Origin of the sequence: Bacillus sp. YC2 (assembly GCF_019891195.1) — a bacterium.
In the GTDB taxonomy this organism is placed as follows: domain Bacteria; phylum Bacillota; class Bacilli; order Bacillales; family Bacillaceae; genus Bacillus.
This window is the reverse complement of the sequence record NZ_JAHXDO010000003.1, coordinates 262,253-282,466: the sequence shown is the minus strand read 5'-3', so window position 1 is coordinate 282,466 and position 20,214 is coordinate 262,253. Positions and strand designations below refer to the sequence as shown.

Genomic DNA, 20,214 nt, shown 5'->3' with positions numbered 1-20,214 from the left:
ATAGTAACCGCTGACTTGGACACAAGAGGCTCTTATTCTTTCGGATAAGGGCCTTTTTTCATTGTCGGCAGTTAAGAAAGGCGGCGATCCCATGCTTTTTCGGAAACATTTTAAACCAGTCGATATTCACGGCCATTTGCCGTACACCCTTTATTTCGGGAAAAACCATAAGAAATTCTCTGATTACAATCAAGAACGGTCTGAAAGAATGAACCTTACCTGGGATTTTCCTGATCAGTTTGACACAGTCGAGGAGGATGGGGATCTTCCTTTGATGACAAGGTGGGAAAAGGAATTAGACAAATACGGCATTGATGTGCTGAATTTTTTAACGGCGGAAAGCAATGATCAAATGGCGGCTTTCATTCAGGCTAATCCTGCTAAATTTACCGGGTTTGCTTATCACCCTTTGGAGCGGGAGGATGCGTTTGAAGAGATGAAAAGAGCGGTTGAAGAGCTGGGGCTGAAAGGATATAAACTGTTTGGGCCGCTGACTGATATTGAGTTTCATGATCCGTCGCTCGAGCCGCTGTGGACGTATCTTGCCGACCGCAAGCTGCCTGTATTGATCCATTTCGGGCTTCTTGGAAGAGCGGGCGGCATTGTCAGCCACCGCAACATCAACCCGCTGTCCATCTACCGAGTCGCAAGGGAATATGCTGATATTCCGTTCATTATTCCGCATTTCGGCGCCGGATATTATCAGGAACTGCTGCAGCTTTGCTGGAGCTGCCCAAATGTATATATTGACACATCCGGTTCCAACCAGTGGATGAGATGGATGCCGTATCCGCTCGATCTGGAAACCCTGTTTCGAAAGACATCTGAATTAATCGGGGCTGAACGAATCATTTTCGGGACAGATTCAAACGGATTTCCGAGAGGATACGTATACAGATATCTTCAGGAGCAGGTCAAAATCTGCAGGGAAATCAATATGCGGGAAGAAGACATAGAAAATATTTTCGGGAACAATGCGAGAACATTATTGAAAATCGGGCACCCGAAAAAAGAGACGAATACGTGATGAATCAGGGCATTCCTCAGACAAATGCCGGTCGGAGGGTGCTTTTTTATGTGAACCGTATTTTAATTCATATAAAAAACAGTTGACAAGTCGGAATTATTTGAATTAACATGATATTCAAATTAAAAACAACGGGCTGCCGATCGGACCGCCGAAGGCTCCCATCTCTATAAGCATCAGAGATGGGGGCCTTTTTGTTTTCTGAAAAGCTGTTTTGATCGGCGCGGCAGAAAGAGGAGGGAATACAGGTGGCTGTAACCATCAGCATAAATGAAAAAGTATTTGAAAATGAAGGCCGAAAAACAGCGGTGCTGAATGATATTCGGCTGTCTATAGCACCGGGGGAATTTTTGACGGTCATCGGGCCGAGCGGATGCGGGAAAAGCACGCTTTTAAAAATAATCGCCGGACTTGATACCGATTATAGCGGAAGCATCACAATTAACGGCCGTAATGTTACGGGCCCGGGCATACAGCAAGGATTCATTTTTCAAGAGCACCGGCTGTTTCCCTGGCTGACAGTAAAGCAAAATATCGCCGCCGATCTGAATGTAAAAGATCCGGCGATTCGTAAAAAAGTGGAGGAACTCGTTGAGATTGTCAGGCTGCAGGGAGCAGAAAACGCATATCCGCGCGAATTATCCGGCGGCATGTCGCAAAGGGTGGCCATCGCCAGAGCCCTGTTGCGTGAGCCGGAAGTGCTGCTGTTAGATGAACCGTTCGGCGCGCTGGACGCTTTCACAAGAAAACATTTGCAGGATGTGCTGCTTGATATATGGCGGGAGAAAAGAACGACGATGGTTTTGGTTACACACGATATAGATGAATCCGTTTATTTAGGCGATCAGCTGGCGATTCTCAAGGCGAAGCCCGGCCGGCTGCACAGAGTGATGCCAATTCAGCTTAAGCGCCCTCGCAACCGGACGGCTGCTGATTTCCAAGCGATCAGGCAAAAGGTGCTGTCTGAGTTTGAGAAAACGGAAGACCTCCAATTTGCGGATGGATCCGGGATATAGAAGGGACGAAGCAAAGATGAAAAAAACAATCATTTTCTTATTTACAGCTGTATTAATGTTAGCCGGATGCGGTGCAAACGGAGCAGACGGCAGCGGACAGCCGGTCAAAGAAATACGGATCGGCATTCAGCAAAGCTTGAGCCCGCTTCTCATCGCCAAGGAAAAAGGCTGGTTTGAAGAAGCCTTCAAAAAAGAGGGGATTAAGGTGAAATGGGTGGAGTTCCAAAGCGGCCCGCCGCAATTTGAAGGACTTGCCGCGGATAAGCTTGATTTTTCTCAGGTCGGCAATTCACCGGTCATCTCCGGCCAGGCTGCGGGGATTGATTTTAAAGAGATCGGGCTGTCTCAGGACGGCTTAAAAGCAAACGGCATTCTCGTAAACAAAGGCAGCGGGATTCAGAACCTGAAAGACTTGAAGGGGAAAAAAATCGCCGTGGCAAAAGGCAGCAGCGGATTTGACTTTCTCTATAAAGCTTTGAACAAAGCCGGGCTTTCTGCTGATGACGTCACCGTTATTCAGCTTCAGCCGGATGAAGCGGTTTCCGCTTTTGAGAACAAATCAGTTGATGCTTGGTCCATTTGGGAGCCGTACTTGTCTATTGAAACAATGCAGCACGGCGCAAAGATTTTAGCAAACGGCGAAAGCACAGACTTATATTCACCCGGTTTCACTTTAGTCAGAACTGGATTCTCCAAAGAGCACCCGGAGGAGGTTGTCCGCTTTCTGCAAGTGTTCAACAAAGCAGTCACGTGGCAAAAGGAACATAAAGATGAGGCGGTTGCGCTGTATGCCAAAATCAAAAATCTCGATACCTCAGTCGTCAGAAACGTGCTGAACAACACAGAGCCGCTCAATGAGGCCATCACTGACGATATCGTAAAAGCCCAGCAAGAAACCGCTGATTTTCAATATAAAACTAAGGCGATCAACAAGAAAATCGATGTAAAAGAAGTTGTAGACAATTCGTTTATTAAAAAGGCGTTAAAAACGGGGGGTGAGAAGGAATGAAAGCAGAGGCATCACCGGCTGTCGGCTCATTGAACCAAACGGAAAAGAAAGCAGCGGCAAAGCTCCGGCGCTTCTCGTACCAATGGCTGAAGGGGTTTGTTCTGCCTGCTGCCGTCATCGCCATATGGCAGATCATCGGCAGCATCGGCATCGTATCGGCGACGGTGCTCCCCGCGCCTTTTGCCATTGTGCAGACTTTTAAGGAGCTGCTCGGATCAGGTGAGCTTTGGGTCCATTTGCAAATCAGCTTATTTCGGGCAGCGGCCGGCTTTCTGCTTGGTGCGGGTCTCGGACTGATTTTCGGGTTTTTGGTCGGTTTTTCTAAGCGGACGGAGGCGTATGTTGATCCGTCCCTGCAAATGCTCAGAACCGTTCCTCATCTGGCTGTGACTCCGCTGTTTATTTTGTGGTTCGGTTTTGATGAAACGTCAAAAATCCTGCTCATTGCACTGGGCGCATTTTTTCCGGTGTACATTAATACATTTCTCGGCATCCGCGGAGTGGACGCGAAGCTGTTTGATGTTGCACGGGTGCTGGAGTTTAACTGGTATCAGCAGATGAGAAAATTGATTCTTCCTGCGTCTTTGCCGAATATACTGCTCGGCATCAGGCTGTCTCTCGGCATCGCGTGGCTCGGGCTTGTGGTGGCGGAGCTGATGGGATCGAGTGAAGGCATCGGTTATATGATTATGGATGCCAGACAGTTTTCCCAGACGAATAAAGTGTTTGTCGGCATTATTATTTTCGCGGTCGTCGGCAAGCTGACAGATTCACTTGTCAGAATATTGGAACGAAAACTGTTGAAATGGCGAAACAGTTATGAAGGTTAATATATAAAAAGGAGAGATTGATATGGACATTCTTTGGTTTATTCCGACACATGGAGACGGACGTTATTTAGGAACACAAGCAGGCGGGAGAACGGCGGATCATCTTTATTTTAAGCAAGTGGCGCAGGCTGCTGACAGACTGGGATACACGGGGGTTCTTCTGCCGACGGGCAGATCATGTGAGGACCCGTGGCTGACTGCCGCGGCTTTAGCCGGAGAAACAAAAGATTTGAAATTTTTAGTGGCGGTCAGGCCCGGGCTGATGCAGCCATCTGTTGCCGCGAGAATGGCATCAACCCTGGATCGGATATCTGACGGACGTTTGCTTGTCAATGTAGTGGCGGGCGGCGACCCTTATGAATTGGCGGGAGACGGGCTGTTTATCAGCCATGATGAACGCTATAAGGCGACTGAAGAATTTTTAACCGTATGGCGCGGTCTGATGCGGGGCGAAACGGTCACATATGAAGGAAAACATATCAAAGTCGAAAACAGCAATCTTTTATTCCCTCCAAAACAATCACCGCATCCGCCTTTATATTTCGGCGGTTCTTCACAGGCGGGCATCGAGGCTGCTGTGAAGCATACAGATGTTTATTTAACGTGGGGCGAGCCGCCTGAGCAGGTGAAAGAAAAGATTGAAGCCGTCAAAAAACAGGCTGCGAAAGAAGGCAGGACGATGCGTTTTGGCATCAGGCTTCACGTGATTGTCCGGGAAACAGAGCAGGAGGCGTGGGAGGCGGCTGAACGCTTAATCAGCCATTTAGATGACGAGACAATTGCTAAAGCGCAGGCCGCGCTCCGCCGTGCAGATTCTTCAGGCCAAAAACGGATGTCCGATCTTCATAACGGAGACCGGACGAAGCTGGAAATCAGCCCGAATCTTTGGGCCGGCATCGGGCTTGTCAGAGGCGGAGCGGGCACGGCTCTTGTAGGCGATCCCCAAACCGTTGCCGATCGGATATTAGAGTATCAAAAGCTCGGCATTGACTCGTTTATTTTCTCCGGATATCCGCATTTGGAAGAGGCTTATTATCTTGCTGAGCTTGTTTTTCCGCTTCTCCCGTTTGATAACGAACGGACACGGAAGCTTGAGCGCAGACTCGGTGAAGCGGTAGGAAATAACCATTTTGCCGAAGGAAATAAAGCGACAGTATAAATAAACAAATGCCTCTTTTTTCTGATAGTGATACAATCATCAAAAAGGGGCTGTTTTTTCTGAAGGTATTCAAATGGACGGCAGCGTGCTGTCTGCTGGCAGGATTAACGGCATGCGGACATTCAAACGGCATGCAGATAAAAGAAGCTGATGTATCAAAGACAGAGAAATACAGAATGGAAATTGCCTCTTCAGAAAGCGGAGCCGCAGAAGTGACCGGCGTCACAAAAGACTTGGCGGCTGCACAGATGTATATTGAGCATTATCAAAACGGAAAACTGGCGGATAAGGCAGGGCCGCTTGAATCAGATTACGGCGGCGATGCAAATAAACCAAAAGCATTGCAATTCATCTTTTACACAGACCGAGAAGACAAAGGGAAAAAGGAAAAAGACAAGGTTCGTTTCGGTATCGCCGATGACAGCGGGAAAGTTTCGGCAGACGCCGTTTTTACCCGCAATCAGGGAGATAACAGAGCGTCCGTGTTTATCTCCTCTGCCGAGCCGGTCACGTATGGGAAACCGGTATTGATCGGCGCGAGTGTGAAGAATTCAGGGAAGCCCGTCAATATGTCACGGGATAAAAAGATGCTGATCAGCCATTCTGACGCATTGCTCTATTATGTAAAGCTGAACAAGTAGGCGGGCCAAGGCCCGTCTTTTATATGCTGCAAGCTTGCTTTATCAACATCTGGGTGGTATTATTAAATCGTAATTATTACGATTTAAAAGGAGTGCTGATATTGGCCAAAAAATCAAAAGTGGTGAAGGAGCTCAAGCGGCAGCAGCTTGTTGAACAATATGCGGACATCAGAAGAGAGTTGAAGGAAAAAGGGGACTGGGAAGCGCTGAGCAAGCTGCCGAGAGATTCAGCTCCAAGCCGGCTTCATAATCGCTGTATGGTGTCGGGCCGCCCGAGAGGCTATATGAGAAAATTCAAGCTGTCCAGAATCGCATTCAGGGAGCTGGCCCATAAAGGACAGATTCCCGGTGTGAAAAAAGCTAGCTGGTAGCGCTAAAAAACTCCGGGTTTATCAAGAACCGGAGTTTTTGCCGTGTTTATGAAATGTGAAAACATACGCCAAATGCTGAATCATCATCAAAATAAAAATCAAAACAATAGGAAAGGAGGGAAGATGCGGCTGAATGAGCGGGTAAAACAAAAGTAAAACGGCCGCAGCCGGCAATGAAAAGTAAACGGCGATATATGATGATCGGCACGCTTTTGCTGTCATCATCCGTTCTCTTTCATCCTGCTCCTCAAATTCATCCGGCACAAGGCTGTGTTTTTTCCCGTCCCGTTTTTTCTTCTCAGCATACATATACAGTGCGGCGCAAGCGGCAAACAGCAGAAATGGTGCGGCATTCAGCTCAAATGATGAACTGCCGCCGGTTTGAAAGTAATCCGCTATCTGCGGCGCCGCTTCCGTCAATGAAATGAGCGTCCAGCAGGCAAGCCCGTAGAGAACAATGTGAAAGCATGCTTTTCTTTTTAAACTCATTTTATCTCCTCCTCCAGCCAAAACACTTCCTCCATCGGCAGGGAGAAAGCCAGGCAAATATGAAGCGCCAATAACAATGACGGCACATCATCTCCTTTTTCAATCGCTGCGATGGTTTGTCTCGTGGTTCCGGCTTTTTTTCCAAGCGTTTCCTGAGAATAGCCGAATCTGGCTCTCAGCTCTTTTACTTTATTTTTCAGCATCATACGGCACCTCAGGTTTTGTACTTTCTAAAATCGTATGGTTTTATTAACAAAATGTAAACTCGATTTAACATATGGACAAAAAAAGAATTTTTTTCGACAAATTTCTTAACATTCCCTTGACGAAAAATAAATAAACATGTAATATTAGAAAAGTCAAAGCGGTGCTGCCGCAGATAATACTTGACGCGGGTGTAGTTTAGTGGTAAAACCTCAGCCTTCCAAGCTGATGTCGTGAGTTCGATTCTCATCACCCGCTCCATACATACGTTATTAACGCAGTGTTTCGTTTCTTAGATAAACGAAGTATTGCGTTTTTTTATGTAAAAAAGACACGTAAGCCGTGTCTCCTCATGCAAGCCAGTGAACGGTGTGCGTGCCTCCGTGAATTTGTTCAAACATTTTTGTTAAGGATGATAACAGTTCACCGGCCGCGTCTTCTTGATAGGAAGGCGGAAAAAAGATGAGCTGCATCATTTGTTTAGTGCCGGATGTAACGGGGCGGGCATTGATGTGTCTGGTAAAGTCGCCGAACACGCCGTTTGTCCCGGAGAAGGTCAGCACGCTTTCTTTTTCGCCGAGTGTTACGGAGACTTGCTCGTTAAGCTCGGACGCATCATACGCCATGATAGGCAGAGAATATTTCAGCGAGAAAAAAAGTATGGTATCATGGGCTGAATTCACGCTTTCGATAAATTGCTCGCGGGAGATGCCTTCAAGTATATGCTCCATCGGCGTTTTTTGTCCTTCAAAGGCGGGGCTGAGCTGTTTCAATATACGCGCCCATTCCTTCACGAAGGGCTGTTGTTCAATGCCGCCGTCAGCATAATCAAAATAAAGAGATTCCTGAAATAAACGGAGTCTGCCTTTCAGCATTTGCGGAGAAGGCCCGACTTCAATCTGGTCATATATGACGGCTGCCGCTTTGATCCCCGGCACCCGTTCAGTAATAAGCGGATCTAAACTGATGTTCAACTGTGTTCACTCCATTTCGGGATGATAAAAGTCTATTATACCCGGGCGGGAGCGTGATCACAAAGAAAGGAGGCTGTGCAAAAAATGAATATTCATAAACTGAAAGAGGAATTAATCGAATACGCCAAAAGCATCGGAGTCGACAAAATCGGTTTTACGACGGCCGATACGTTCGACAGTCTGAGGGATCGGCTGATTCTGCAGGAATCTCTCGGCTATCTGTCCGGTTTTGAAGAACCCGATATTGAAAAACGGGTCACGCCGACCTTGCTTTTGCCGAAAGCGAAATCCATCGTCGCCATCGCCCTTGCGTATCCTTCTAAAATGAAAGATGCGCCGAGGAGCACGAGGGACGCCCGGCGCGGCATTTTTTGCAGAGCTTCCTGGGGAAAGGATTATCATGATGTGCTGCGGGAAAAGCTTGATTTGCTAGAGACATTTCTCCAAAGCAAACACGAGGATATCCGCACAAAGTCAATGGTTGATACAGGTGAATTATCTGACAGAGCCGTCGCAGAGCGGGCGGGAATCGGCTTCAGCGCAAAAAACTGCATGATTACCACACCTGAATACGGGTCGTACGTCTATTTGGCGGAAATGATTACAAACCTGCCATTTGAGCCGGATGTGCCGATAGAAGATATGTGCGGCTCATGCACAAAGTGTTTGGACGCTTGCCCGACCGGCGCCCTTGTCAATCCCGGCCAGCTTAACGCCCAGCGCTGTATTTCGTTTCTCACCCAAACAAAAGGATTTTTGCCGGACGAATTCCGCACGAAAATCGGCAACCGCCTGTACGGCTGCGATACGTGCCAGACGGTATGCCCGATCAATAAGGGGAAAGACTTTCATCTCCATCCGCAAATGGAGCCTGACCCGGAAATCGCCAAACCGCTGTTAAAGCCGCTTCTGACGATCAGCAATCGTGAGTTTAAAGAAAAATTCGGACATGTGTCCGGCTCGTGGCGCGGCAAAAAACCGATTCAGCGCAATGCAATTTTAGCCTTGGCTCATTTCAAAGATACCTCGGCTCTCCCGGAGCTGACGGCGCTGATGCATCAGGACCCGCGTCCCGTCATCAGGGGAACGGCCGCCTGGGCTATCGGAAAGATCGGTGACCAGACATATACGGAGGATTTAGAAAGAGCGCTTCACAAGGAACAGGATGAAGAAGCGAAACAGGAAATCGAAAAGGGATTAGAACTGTTATCCGTATCTGATAAGACTAAACCCAGCCTGTCCTGACATATGTATAGGGAAGATGATAAAAAACACTTGCAGTCATATTCAAGTGTTTTTTCTCTATAAAAATGTATGGTGGGTGAAGCGCTTGAAGCACATTATAGAAGGATTGGCGGAGGCCCGGCTTCATTATTTGGTAAACGGAACCGACTTGAGGCAGGAAGGGCAGGCCGGCGATCTTGACGTTATGACGCGGAAAAAAGAGCTGTTTGAAAAACGGAAGGTTGAAATCGTCAAAGCGAAGGCGAAAGCGGTGATTGTATACAGCAAACTGGAAGATGACGGCACGTTATGCGTGATGTATACGATACACTTTGAATACTTGTGCAAGGAGCTGGACGGAGGCCTTTATTTAGAAGAACAGATTGAGGAGCGAACCGCTTTTCTCTATGATCAAATGCTGATCAAGGATCAGGAGGTAAAGAAAAAACCGGCCGGATTTTCTGACGGCAACAGTGTGATTGAATATGTGAGAAGTGAACGTGAGGATTTTGGCCGAGCGTTTCAATACGACCGCTTGGCTGCTGTGCAATACGCGGAAAAATTCTGGAATAAACGCAATCCAAGCTATAAAAATTTCAGCGACAATTGCACGAACTTTATTTCGCAATGCCTTCACGCGGGAAAAGCGCCAATGCGGGGCCATCCGAACAGAGGCTCAGGCTGGTGGATGAAGGAAAGCTCATGGAGCTACAGCTGGACGGTCGCGCATTCCATGAAGAGGTATTTGGCTCAATCTAAAGCCGGACTCCGTGCCGTGCAGGTATCAAGCGCCGAAGAGCTGATGCCGGGAGATGTCATTTGTTATGATTTTGAAGGGGACGGCCGCTTTAATCACACGACGATTGTCGTCGCGAAAGATAAAAGCAACATGCCGCTTGTCAACGCCCAATCATATGACAGCAGGATGAGATATTGGTCATATGAGGATTCAACTGCTTATACCCCTTCCATCAGATATGCGTTTTTTCATATTACGGATGATACGACAAAAGAGTAATTAATGATATAATGGTGGGCGGAATAAAAAACAGAGGTGAACATCGTGGCATTACATGTCGTTTTATATCAACCCGAAATCCCGGCCAACACGGGAAATATCGCACGGACTTGTGCGGCAACAGATACAACGCTTCATTTGATCCGCCCGCTCGGATTTTCAACCGATGATAAAATGCTGAAGCGCGCCGGACTCGATTATTGGGAGTTCGTCAACGTCGTTTATCATGATTCATTGGAGGAATTATTTGAGGCTTACAAAAAAGGACAGTTTTTCTTCATCACAAAATTCGGTCAAAAACCGCACACGTCGTTTGATTACACAAATACGGAGGAGGACTTTTTCTTCGTATTCGGTAGAGAAACAAGCGGATTGCCGAAAGAATTGATTGAAAACAATATGGACCGCTGCCTGCGTCTTCCGATGACGGAGCATGTGAGATCATTAAACCTGTCCAACACAGCCGCGATTCTCGTATATGAGGCGCTGCGCCAGCAAAATTACAGAGATTTGATATAAGAAAAATCCGCTCATGAAAGATGGGCGGATTTTTTTATCCAAGTGCCACGGACACTACGCCTATCACCATCACTGCTGCCGCGGCGATCCGCTGTTTGCCGAATCCTTCAGACAGGAACACCGTCCCCATGATCGTGCCGATGAGAATGCTGATTTCCCTAATCGGCGCGACGCTGCTGACAGGTGCGGAAGCCATAACGGACAGCGCCAGAATGTAAGCCAATGAATTAAAGACGCCCACACCCGCCGCCTCTTTTTTATGTGCCTTCCACTCGTACCGTACGTCGCTCCAATTTTTTATCGCAAAAGGGGTCAAGATGATGAGCCGGCCGACCGTATTGCAGAAATCCAGCAGCAGCGGAGGCACGAACCATGTGCTGACGGCGCCCTTATCTAACAGCGTATAGCCGGCGATCATGACACCCGTTGCCAGACCGTAAAGAATGGGAATGAGAGAGTCAGATGATGTCAGTTTCTTTAATCCGCCGGTAAAAAACAGCACACTGAGTACGATGAAACAAGTGCCTGCAATCGTCCAGACAGACGGTTTCTCATGAAAAAGAACAATCGCCAGAATACAGGTGAGAAATGGCCCTGTTCCTCTTGCGACGGGGTATACGAGGGACAAATCACCCTTTTTGTAACCCTTTTGCAAAAGAATAAAAAAGGTGAAATGGGCGAGGGTGCTTCCGATCATCATAACAATTTGCCATAACCCGAAATAAGGCTTTTCCGCGAGCACGATCCAAACGGCCAAAGGCAGATAAACAACAGCTGCAATTGCCGTAAACAGCCATATGAACGGCACTCCGCCGTTAGCCTTTTTCGATAAAAAGTTCCACGAAGCATGAATGAAAGCCGATAGCAGCAGCGTACAAAGGGCAAAAACCGTCATGCGGATACGCCTCCTTATGATCTGAAGCTTCATTACGTCTGTATTGTAAATGATGGAAATCAAACAGGCAATAAAAAATTTGTTGTTAATCCCTGCTTAACAACGTAACAGTGTTATGTTACAATGTTTTCATCGAAGGAGCTGGATTTATGGAAGAACAATTAATATCTAAAAAAGAACTGCTTGAAGAAACGTCAATCTCGTACGGACAGCTGTATCGCTGGAAACGGAAAAATTTAATCCCTGAAGAATGGTTTATCCGAAAATCAACATTTACCGGGCAAGAAACGTTTTTTCCAAGAGATGATATTTTAAAGCGAATCTCCAAAATACAAAAGATGAAGGAAAATCTGTCTCTGGATGAAATGAGGGATATGCTGTCTCCTAAAATGGAGGATGTCAGCATGACGGCGGAAGAGCTGCTTCAAAAAGGATTGATTTCAAAGGCTGCGCTCCATGTCTATGAATCTGGGAAAAGTGAAGCCGGCGCGGCATTCACGTCCCGTGACCTGCTGTCTTTATATGTGATTGAAGGGCTTTTGCAGTCGGGCAATATCAGTCTTGACGAGGGAAAAATGGCGGCGGATGTGCTGAAAAGATATGATGCTTCGGAAATGAAGGGTCATACAGAGCTGGTCATTTTGCGAAAGCTCGGCGTCGCCACATGTTTTGTCGCAGACACAGAACATATTCTCTTTGAACGGTCTGTCAAAGTGGTCGAACGGGTGGCGCTTGCGGCGGCATCAGAAGAATTAAAAACGAAGTTTATGCAGGAGGACCATCAATGGAAGTAACGGAAAAATTAGTCATTAACGGTTCAGGAAGCTCAAAAGGCGGCTCCTTTCAAACGGTTGAGATAAACGGCAGCGGCACGGTGTCCGGCGATTTGGAGTGTGAGACTCTTTCGTTTAACGGCAGCGGAAAAGCAGGCGGCAATGTAAGGGCTAAAACCATTACCATCAGCGGATCGGGGAAAATTCAAGGCGGCGTTGAAGCTGAATCCATCCGTATAAACGGAACGGGCGTTATTCAAGGAGATGTCAGCACTGAACGGCTGAACATCGCCGGGTTTTCGTCCTTCGGCGGTATTGTAAAAGCCGATGATATTTTCATATCCGGCAAAGCGGCCATTGAAAGTGATTGTGAGACAGAGGTATTCCGGTCAGAAGGAAAATGCAAAATCGGCGGTCTGCTGAACGCCGATCAGGTCAAGATCAAACTGACAGCCGGAGAGAGCCATGTGAGAGAAATCGGCTGCCGCCATTTGCAGGTGACAAGCCGAAAAGGAGTGCTCACACGGATGAAACTGATGCCCGCCCCGGTATTAACTGCCGATTTAATTGAGGGAGACATCATTGAACTGAGGGATACGAAAGCAAAAACAGTTCGCGGAAATACAGTCCGAATCGGTGCTGATTGCCAAATTGAGACGGTGGAATACAGCGGCGAATTTACGTGTGACCCGTCCGCTTCAGTAAAGAAAAGCGTGAAGATATAGGAGGATTACGGTGGAAACGACAAAAAAACAGAGCAATTTAAAATTGTACGGAGCCGGGCGCGCCGCAGGAGGTTCCTATCATTATGTAAATATTAAAGGCGAAGGCGTTGTCGGTGAAGGGCTCCAAAGCGAACGCTGCCGGATTTTCGGCACGGGCCGTTTCCTTGGAGATGCAGCCGTCAATCGGTTTCGTATATTCGGAGAAAGTGAGGTGGAGGGAAATCTGTCTGCCGGTGCAATCAGCGTGTTCGGTACGATGAAAATCGGCGGCTCTCTGCGATTCAGGGAGATGAAGCTGAAAGGGCTTGCTGAGATTTCCGGCTATGCAGCGGGTGATCATTGTGACGTAAAGGGCAGTCTTACGGTCAAAGGCGATTGTGAGACAGAGCGGTTCCATGCCGCCGGCTGCATAGATGTAGCGGGGCTGTTAAATGCCGGAGAAATTAAAATCAATTTGCGCCATGATGCAAGCCGTGTGAAAGAAATCGGCGGCACGTCCATTGCCGTCAAACGGAAAACAGGTTTTTTCAAACGGAACGAAGGCACGCTTTCAGCGGAACTGATTGAAGGTGACACGATTTATCTCGAAAACACACATGCCGAAATAGTCAGAGGAAAGCACGTGGAAATCGGCCCGGGCTGCAAAATCGGTAAAATCGAGTACCAAACGAGCTGCAAACGCCATGCGCAATCAAGCGTTCATGAACACATTCAAATATAAAACATTGTTATGTTGCTAAGAAAAGGGTGCTCTGTGTCAGAGCACCCTTTCAGTCGTTATTCTTTCCTGGGTTTGCTGTCATAGCCCGCCGTAAAAATGGATACTAAAAAAGTGAGAATGACCCCCAGCATGATGATCGTTTTCATCATTTCTCCTCCTCTTTGTTTTTCCATTTGATGTCCGAGTCTGGATGAAACTGTATTTCTTTTATTATGAACGGTGCGGCCGACCCTTGTCAATGACCGCTGAAACCTCTTTATTTTTAAGAAACGAAAAGCATGTGTCATCACATCACCGCATAGATTGTATCAAAGTACCTTATTTATAGCGCATTAACCATGATAGAGGAGGTTCTTATGGATATATTAAAGAAAATTGAAAAGTACAGAGAGGAAGAGCAGCGTCTCAAATGGGAAGGGACGTTCTCTGATTATTTGGAGATCATAAAAGAAAATCCATTGGTCGCGCAGTCTGCTCATTCTCGCGTATTTAATATGATAAAAGACAGCGGAATTGAGGAGGCTGACGGTAAAAAAACATACAGCTTTTTCTCACGGGAGCTGTTCGGGCTCGAGGAATCGCTGGAACGGCTCGTAGAAGAATATTTTCATCCGGCTGCCAAGCGGCTTGACGTAAGAAAACGGATTTTGCTGTTAATGGGGCCTGTCAGCGGCGGAAAATCAACGCTTGTCACCATGCTGAAAAAAGGGCTTGAAGCTTATTCCCTGACTGAAAACGGCGCTGTTTATGCCATTAAAGGCTGCCCGATGCACGAAGACCCTCTCCATCTCATCCCCCATCATCTGCGCGACGACTTCTATAGAGAATACGGGGTCAGAATCGAGGGCAGCCTTTCTCCGCTCAATGTCATGCGGCTTGAAGAAGAATACGGCGGCAGAATTGAGGATGTAAAGGTTGAACGTATTTTCTTCTCTGAGGATAAGCGGACAGGGATCGGAACCTTCAGCCCGTCCGATCCGAAATCTCAAGATATCGCCGATTTAACGGGAAGCATTGATTTTTCAACAATTGCTGAATACGGATCGGAATCAGACCCGCGCGCCTATCGGTTTGACGGCGAATTAAATAAAGCGAACCGCGGGATGATGGAGTTTCAGGAGATGCTGAAATGTGATGAAAAATTCCTGTGGCACCTGCTGTCGCTGACGCAGGAAGGAAATTTTAAAGCCGGCCGTTTCGCGCTGATCTCAGCCGACGAACTGATTGTCGCTCATACAAACGAAACGGAGTACCGGTCGTTTATTTCAAACAAGAAAAACGAAGCCCTCCACTCCAGAATCATCGTCATGCCTGTCCCATATAACTTAAAGGTGTCCGAGGAAGAGCGGATTTATGAAAAAATGATTTCTGAAAGTGATGTGTCTGACGTTCACATCGCCCCTCATACATTAAAGGTGGCTGCAATGTTTTCGATTTTAAGCCGTCTGAAGGAGCCGAAACGGTCTGATATCGATTTGGTCAAAAAAATGAGGCTGTATGACGGAGAAAGTGTTGAAGGATACAACTCCGTAGACCTTGAAGATATGAAGAAAGAATATCATGATGAAGGAATGAGCGGAATTGACCCGCGTTACGTCATTAACCGCATTTCTTCAACTATTATCAGAAAAAATATGGAGTCCATCAATTCGCTCGACGTGCTCCGTTCTTTGAAAGAAGGGCTCGACCAGCATCCTTCTATCTCAAACGAAGATAAAGAGCGTTATTTGAATTTTATTTCTGCGGCCCGCAAAGAGTACGATGACATCGCCAAAAAAGAAGTGCAAAAGGCATTCGTCTACTCATATGAAGAATCTGCAAAAACGCTGATGGACAATTATTTAGATAATGTCGAAGCATACTGCAACAAAAATAAGCTTCGGGATCCGCTGACGGGAGAAGAAATGAATCCTGATGAAAAGCTGATGAGATCCATCGAAGAGCAGATCGGCATTTCAGAAAACGCGAAAAAAGCGTTCCGCGAAGAAATTTTAATCCGCATTTCCGCTTACGCGAGAAAAGGAAAACGTTTCGACTATAATTCACACGAAAGGCTGCGAGAAGCGATTCAGAAAAAGCTGTTTGCCGATTTAAAAGATGTTGTGAAAATTACGACCTCAACCAAGACACCGGATGAGCAGCAGCTCAAAAAGGTCAATGAAGTTGTGGCCCGTTTAATAGATGAACACGGCTATAATTCAACAAGCGCAAATGAATTGCTGAAGTATGTCGGCAGCCTGCTGAACCGCTGATGCATGAGCTTCATCAGAAACCCGTCCCAAAAGGACGGGTTCTTTGTCTCTTTTTCGCAATTGTTTGTCAATCGACGGAGCAAATCGGCATAAGATAAAAATAAATCTTTTCGGCGGACTTGTTTCATAAACCAGCCCAAGCCGGAATACACATGTAAAACGACCATAACGGTTAAGGAGGGGAATTCATGTCCCACAATGACAGCGGCAATTTTTTGATTTCAGAGGAAGACTGGTCCCTCCATCGCAAAGGCTTTGACGACCAGCAGCGGCACCAAAAGAAAGTACAGGAAGCCATCAAAAATAATCTGCCAGATCTTGTGACCGAAGAAAGTATTATTATGTCCAACGGAAAAGATGTCGTAAAAATCCCGATCCGTTCGCTTGATGAATATAAGATCCGCTATAATTATGATAAAAACAAACATGTGGGCCAAGGTGAAGGTGACAGCCAGGTCGGCGATGTCGTCGCCAGAGACGGCGGGGATAAAAAGCAAGGTGCCGGAAAAGGCCAGGGTGCCGGCGACCAGGCGGGCGAGGATTATTATGAAGCGGAAATTTCATTAATGGACTTAGAGGAGGCGCTGTTTAAGGAATTAGAACTGCCGAATCTGCAGCAAAAGGAAAGGGACAATATCGTCCATACCGACATTGAATTTAATGATATCCGGAAAACCGGGTTAACAGGGAATATTGATAAGAAACGGACGATGATGTCCGCATATAAACGAAACGCCATGTCGGGAAAACCGTCGTTTTATCCGATTTATCCGGAGGATCTGAAATATAAAACATGGAATGATGTGACTAAGCCGGAGTCGAAAGCCGTCGTTTTAGCAATGATGGATACAAGCGGTTCGATGGGCGTCTGGGAAAAATATATGGCAAGAAGTTTCTTTTTTTGGATGACACGATTTTTACGGACAAAGTATGAGACCGTTGATATTGAATTTATCGCCCATCATACGGAAGCGAAAGTCGTGTCGGAAGAAGATTTCTTCTCCAAAGGGGAAAGCGGCGGAACCATCTGCTCATCCGTTTACCGAAAGTCTCTTGAATTAATTGATGAAAAATACGATCCGTCCCGCTATAATATCTATCCGTTTCATTTCTCGGACGGAGATAATTTAACGTCAGACAACGCGCGCTGTGTGAAGCTTGTCAACGACATTATGAAAAAGTCGAATTTATTCTGCTACGGCGAGGTCAATCAATATAACAGGCATTCTACGCTCATGTCTGCGTATAAAAATGTGAAGGACGATAAATTCAAATATTACATTTTAAAACAGAAATCAGACGTTTTTCAGGCGCTGAAAAACTTTTTTAAAAAAGAAGAAGTTGGAGTAAGCGGTTAATAGCGCACCCTGAAAGCCATGTAAGGAATCGTACAGCAACGGTTCTCTGCACGGCTTTTTTTAATTAAAAATAAGCCGCAAAAAAAGATCGTAAAAAATGAAACTTTTCTCTTTACAAATCTTCTTTCATTTATTAATATTTTATCTTGTGAACTATTATTAAGGGAATGAGGCGAAAATACGGTGATTGAATCAGAACGTGCTTTGCTCAGTTTTGAACAGCTGTTTGATACATCCAGATCAATTTATAAAAAGCAAAAGATGATTCTGGAGACTGTTCTTGATCCTTTTGATATTACAGTCCTTCAATATCTGCTGATGTTCAAAATACATAAGAGCGGAAGCACGGCGCTTTCAAGGCTGGCTTTGTCGCTGGATCTGAAACCGGCATCCGTAACCAGAATGACAGATATTCTGTATAAGCGCCGCTTAATGGTTCGAAGCGACTATCACGATGACCGGCGTGTTGTTATGATTCAGTTAACCGAAGAGGGGGAAGAACTTCTACAGAAAGCTGCTGTTCAGTACGCTGAAAAAGCAGCGGGTCTTTACAGGCAGCTTAATACCGCTGAACTGCAGTACCTGCGTAAGCTTGCAGAAAGTTTAACGAAGCTTGCGAACGGCTGTGCAGTGAAAAACGGAAAATAAAAAAATTCCCACATATTTTTATCATCATTCCACAAAATGATAGAGGAAGAAACGAAAGGAGAAAACAAAATGAACAGAGGACGTTTAATTCTGACCAACATTATCGGTTTGATTGTTGTTCTTGCAATTATAGGCGGAGGTGCTTACTACTATTATCAAAGCACGCACTATGTAAAAACCGATGAAGCAAAAGTAGCCGGCGACATGGCGGCAATCACAGCTCCTGCGGCTGGTAAAGTAACAGACTGGAACCTTGATGAGGGGAAAGAAGTAAGCAAAAACGACGTTGTTGCGAAAATCAAAGGCCAGCAATCAGCTGACGTTAAAGCCATCATGGATGGAACAATCGTGAAAAACGAAGTAAAAAACGGCCAAATGGTGCAAGCGGGTACAACAATTGCACAAGAAATTGACATGAAACACCTTTACATCACAGCTAACATTAAAGAAACAGACATTAAAGACATTGAAGTAGGAAACAAAGTAGACGTTGTCGTTGACGGCGATCCAAATGCAACATTTGACGGAACAGTAGAAGAAATCGGCTATGCGACAAACTCTACATTTGATATGCTGCCGTCTTCAAACTCAAGCGGCAACTACACAAAAGTAACACAAAAAGTTCCTGTTAAAATTTCACTCAGCAACCCATCTGACAAGGTGCTTCCTGGTATGAACGCATCTGTAAAAATCTCTGAATAATACAGATCAGTCATCAAACCATGAAGGGAGGTTGTCTTAGGTGGCTAAATCAGATAATCAAGTAAAAAGTCCTAAAACATTGCTTATTGTTCTTATGGCCGGGTTATTCCTGGCGATCCTGAACCAAACGCTTCTTAACGTGGCGATGCCGCACTTAATGACCGAGTTCGGTGTGAGTGCAACGACGATTCAGTGGCTGACGACCGGGTATATGCTGGTCAACGGCGTGTTGATTCCGTTATCGGCCTTCTTAATTACCCGATTCGGACAGAGAAGCCTCTTTCTCGTCGCCATGTTCTGTTTTACAGCGGGAACGTTAGTCTGCGGAATCGCGCCTAACTTCTCAACCATGCTGATCGGCCGGTTAATTCAGGCGGTCGGCGGCGGTATACTTCAGCCGCTTGTTATGACAACCATTCTGCTTATCTTCCCGCCTGAAAGCAGGGGGAAAGGAATGGGGATTTTCGGTCTTGCGATGATGTTCGCTCCTGCGGTCGGACCGACTCTTTCCGGCTGGATTATTGAGCATTACACATGGCGCATCATGTTCTACGGCCTTGTTCCGATCGGGGCAATCGTTATTATCATAGCGTTTTTCCTCTTTAAGAACTTGGTTGAGCCGCAAAAAATCAAACTCGACAGCTTGGGTGCAATCCTTTCGATTGTCGGATTTGCCTCATTGCTTTACGGAGTCAGTGAAGCGGGAAGCGACGGCTGGGGAGATCCTATCGTTCTTTCTACCGTTATTGTCGGTATCATCGCGATTGCGGCATTTGTTATTCAGCAATTGCGCTCAGAAAAACCGATGCTCGACTTCAGAGTATTTAAATACGACATTTTCTCACTGTCCAGTGTCATAAATGTCATTATTACCGTTGCGCTTTACACTGGAATGTTCCTGCTTCCGATTTACTTGCAGAACCTGGTCGGCTTTACGGCGCTTCAATCCGGTCTGCTTCTCTTACCGGGCGCGATTGTCATGTTGATCATGTCGCCGATTTCTGGAATTCTGTTTGACAAAATCGGTCCGAGACCGCTTGCGATTGTCGGGCTGGTCATTACGGTTGCGACGACATTCCAATATACAAAATTAACAATTGATACGCCTTACACGCACATTATGCTTGTTTACGCGATCCGCGCGTTCGGTATGTCATTGTTAATGATGCCTGTTATGACAGCCGGGATGAACCAGCTTCCGGCCCGCTTGAACAGCCACGGTACGGCGATGAGCAACACGCTCCGCCAAATCAGCGGTTCAATCGGAACAAGTTTAATCACAACCATTTACACGAATCGTACGACATTCCATTATGCGCAAATTGCCGATAAAACAAGCACTGCTGATCCGAGCTTTATGCAGTCGTTCCAAAACGCAGTTTCGAATTTAATGGTTAACATGAACATGTCTCTTGATACAGCTAAATCAACCGTATATTCATATCTCTACAAAACAGCTTCACTTAATTCCAACGTAATGGGAATTAATGACGCGTTTATGTGGGCGACGATTTTTGCGGTTATCGGCGTTGTCTTAAGCCTTTTCTTGCGTGACGTAAGAAAAGACAAACTAAGAGCGAAGAAAAAAGAAGAGCTGTCATTGCTTCCGGCCCCTAAAGAAGTGAAGGAATCTTAAACTTGTGATTGGGAGGTTTCCTG

22 protein-coding genes and 1 tRNA gene are annotated in these 20,214 nt (G+C 46.3%); 19 read left to right on the top strand and 4 right to left on the bottom strand.

Features of this window, described 5'->3' with window-relative positions:
- Nucleotides 1-91: 91 nt before the first annotated feature.
- The 7 genes from KY305_RS08130 (at nucleotide 92) to rpsN (ending at nucleotide 6,053) form a co-directional block, all read left to right on the top strand.
- Nucleotides 92-1,027: an amidohydrolase family protein gene (locus KY305_RS08130; protein ID WP_223062107.1), complete on the top strand. Its 936-nt coding sequence runs from the start codon at nucleotides 92-94 to the stop codon at nucleotides 1,025-1,027.
- A gap of 248 nt (nucleotides 1,028-1,275) precedes the next feature.
- Complete coding sequence (locus KY305_RS08125; protein ID WP_223062106.1) at nucleotides 1,276-2,043, top strand: ABC transporter ATP-binding protein; 768 nt, start codon at nucleotides 1,276-1,278, stop codon at nucleotides 2,041-2,043.
- 16 nt (nucleotides 2,044-2,059) lie between these two features.
- Nucleotides 2,060-3,052 (top strand): aliphatic sulfonate ABC transporter substrate-binding protein, encoded by a 993-nt coding sequence (locus tag KY305_RS08120; RefSeq protein WP_223062105.1) that lies wholly within the window; start codon nucleotides 2,060-2,062, stop codon nucleotides 3,050-3,052.
- Complete coding sequence (locus tag KY305_RS08115; protein ID WP_223062104.1) at nucleotides 3,049-3,882, top strand: ABC transporter permease; 834 nt, start codon at nucleotides 3,049-3,051, stop codon at nucleotides 3,880-3,882. The genes KY305_RS08120 and KY305_RS08115 overlap by 4 nt, the downstream gene beginning before the upstream one ends.
- A 22-nt stretch (nucleotides 3,883-3,904) precedes the next feature.
- A complete protein-coding gene (gene ssuD, locus KY305_RS08110) occupies nucleotides 3,905-5,041 on the top strand; it encodes an FMNH2-dependent alkanesulfonate monooxygenase (protein ID WP_223062103.1) in 1,137 nt (378 codons plus the stop codon).
- Nucleotides 5,042-5,049: 8 nt separating this feature from the next.
- On the top strand, nucleotides 5,050-5,682 hold the full coding sequence (locus tag KY305_RS08105; protein ID WP_223062102.1) for a sulfur oxidation protein: 633 nt from the start codon (nucleotides 5,050-5,052) through the stop codon (nucleotides 5,680-5,682).
- A 101-nt stretch (nucleotides 5,683-5,783) separates the two neighbouring features.
- On the top strand, nucleotides 5,784-6,053 hold the full coding sequence (gene rpsN / locus KY305_RS08100; RefSeq protein WP_214801974.1) for a 30S ribosomal protein S14: 270 nt from the start codon (nucleotides 5,784-5,786) through the stop codon (nucleotides 6,051-6,053).
- 21 nt (nucleotides 6,054-6,074) lie between these two features.
- Here rpsN and KY305_RS08095 read toward each other — a convergent pair whose 3' ends face one another.
- Complete coding sequence (locus KY305_RS08095; RefSeq protein WP_223062101.1) at nucleotides 6,075-6,542, bottom strand: hypothetical protein; 468 nt, start codon at nucleotides 6,540-6,542, stop codon at nucleotides 6,075-6,077.
- Nucleotides 6,539-6,742, bottom strand: a complete 204-nt coding sequence (locus KY305_RS08090; RefSeq protein ID WP_223062138.1) for a helix-turn-helix transcriptional regulator — start codon at nucleotides 6,740-6,742, stop codon at nucleotides 6,539-6,541. The genes KY305_RS08095 and KY305_RS08090 overlap by 4 nt, the downstream gene beginning before the upstream one ends.
- Nucleotides 6,743-6,933: 191 nt before the next feature.
- On the opposite strand from KY305_RS08090, the gene KY305_RS08085 reads away from it, so the two are divergent.
- Nucleotides 6,934-7,007: transfer RNA gene (locus KY305_RS08085), tRNA-Gly, on the top strand.
- 89 nt (nucleotides 7,008-7,096) lie between these two features.
- Here the strand turns inward: KY305_RS08085 and KY305_RS08080 are convergent.
- Entirely contained in the window at nucleotides 7,097-7,720 is a 624-nt protein-coding gene (locus tag KY305_RS08080; protein ID WP_223062100.1) for a hypothetical protein, read from the bottom strand.
- An 84-nt stretch (nucleotides 7,721-7,804) separates the two neighbouring features.
- Here KY305_RS08080 and queG point away from each other — a divergent pair, with 84 nt between their 5' ends.
- From queG to trmL, 3 genes are all read left to right on the top strand, one after another.
- Nucleotides 7,805-8,965, top strand: a complete 1,161-nt coding sequence (gene queG / locus KY305_RS08075; RefSeq protein ID WP_223062099.1) for a tRNA epoxyqueuosine(34) reductase QueG — start codon at nucleotides 7,805-7,807, stop codon at nucleotides 8,963-8,965.
- 85 nt (nucleotides 8,966-9,050) lie between these two features.
- Complete coding sequence (locus KY305_RS08070; RefSeq protein WP_223062098.1) at nucleotides 9,051-9,962, top strand: amidase domain-containing protein; 912 nt, start codon at nucleotides 9,051-9,053, stop codon at nucleotides 9,960-9,962.
- 36 nt (nucleotides 9,963-9,998) lie between these two features.
- Nucleotides 9,999-10,481: a tRNA (uridine(34)/cytosine(34)/5-carboxymethylaminomethyluridine(34)-2'-O)-methyltransferase TrmL gene (gene trmL, locus KY305_RS08065; protein WP_223062097.1), complete on the top strand. Its 483-nt coding sequence runs from the start codon at nucleotides 9,999-10,001 to the stop codon at nucleotides 10,479-10,481.
- Nucleotides 10,482-10,515: 34 nt separating this feature from the next.
- Here trmL and KY305_RS08060 read toward each other — a convergent pair whose 3' ends face one another.
- Nucleotides 10,516-11,376 carry a DMT family transporter gene (locus KY305_RS08060; protein WP_223062096.1) on the bottom strand — a complete coding sequence of 287 codons (861 nt, stop codon included), beginning with the start codon at nucleotides 11,374-11,376 and terminating at the stop codon, nucleotides 10,516-10,518.
- Nucleotides 11,377-11,525: 149 nt separating this feature from the next.
- On the opposite strand from KY305_RS08060, the gene KY305_RS08055 reads away from it, so the two are divergent.
- From KY305_RS08055 to KY305_RS08020, 8 genes are all read left to right on the top strand, one after another.
- Complete coding sequence (locus KY305_RS08055) at nucleotides 11,526-12,170, top strand: YhbD family protein (protein ID WP_223062095.1); 645 nt, start codon at nucleotides 11,526-11,528, stop codon at nucleotides 12,168-12,170.
- On the top strand, nucleotides 12,161-12,874 hold the full coding sequence (locus KY305_RS08050) for a polymer-forming cytoskeletal protein (protein WP_223062094.1): 714 nt from the start codon (nucleotides 12,161-12,163) through the stop codon (nucleotides 12,872-12,874). The genes KY305_RS08055 and KY305_RS08050 overlap by 10 nt, the downstream gene beginning before the upstream one ends.
- 10 nt (nucleotides 12,875-12,884) lie before the next feature.
- Entirely contained in the window at nucleotides 12,885-13,595 is a 711-nt protein-coding gene (locus KY305_RS08045; protein ID WP_223062093.1) for a hypothetical protein, read from the top strand.
- 356 nt (nucleotides 13,596-13,951) lie between these two features.
- On the top strand, nucleotides 13,952-15,847 hold the full coding sequence (gene prkA, locus KY305_RS08040) for a serine/threonine protein kinase PrkA (RefSeq protein WP_223062092.1): 1,896 nt from the start codon (nucleotides 13,952-13,954) through the stop codon (nucleotides 15,845-15,847).
- Nucleotides 15,848-16,035: 188 nt separating this feature from the next.
- On the top strand, nucleotides 16,036-17,205 hold the full coding sequence (yhbH, locus tag KY305_RS08035) for a sporulation protein YhbH (RefSeq protein WP_223062091.1): 1,170 nt from the start codon (nucleotides 16,036-16,038) through the stop codon (nucleotides 17,203-17,205).
- 183 nt (nucleotides 17,206-17,388) lie between these two features.
- Nucleotides 17,389-17,853: a MarR family transcriptional regulator gene (locus KY305_RS08030; protein ID WP_223062090.1), complete on the top strand. Its 465-nt coding sequence runs from the start codon at nucleotides 17,389-17,391 to the stop codon at nucleotides 17,851-17,853.
- A 36-nt stretch (nucleotides 17,854-17,889) separates the two neighbouring features.
- Nucleotides 17,890-18,555 carry an HlyD family secretion protein gene (locus KY305_RS08025; protein ID WP_223062089.1) on the top strand — a complete coding sequence of 222 codons (666 nt, stop codon included), beginning with the start codon at nucleotides 17,890-17,892 and terminating at the stop codon, nucleotides 18,553-18,555.
- Nucleotides 18,556-18,649: 94 nt separating this feature from the next.
- Complete coding sequence (locus tag KY305_RS08020; RefSeq protein ID WP_223062137.1) at nucleotides 18,650-20,191, top strand: DHA2 family efflux MFS transporter permease subunit; 1,542 nt, start codon at nucleotides 18,650-18,652, stop codon at nucleotides 20,189-20,191.
- Nucleotides 20,192-20,214 lie beyond the last annotated feature (23 nt).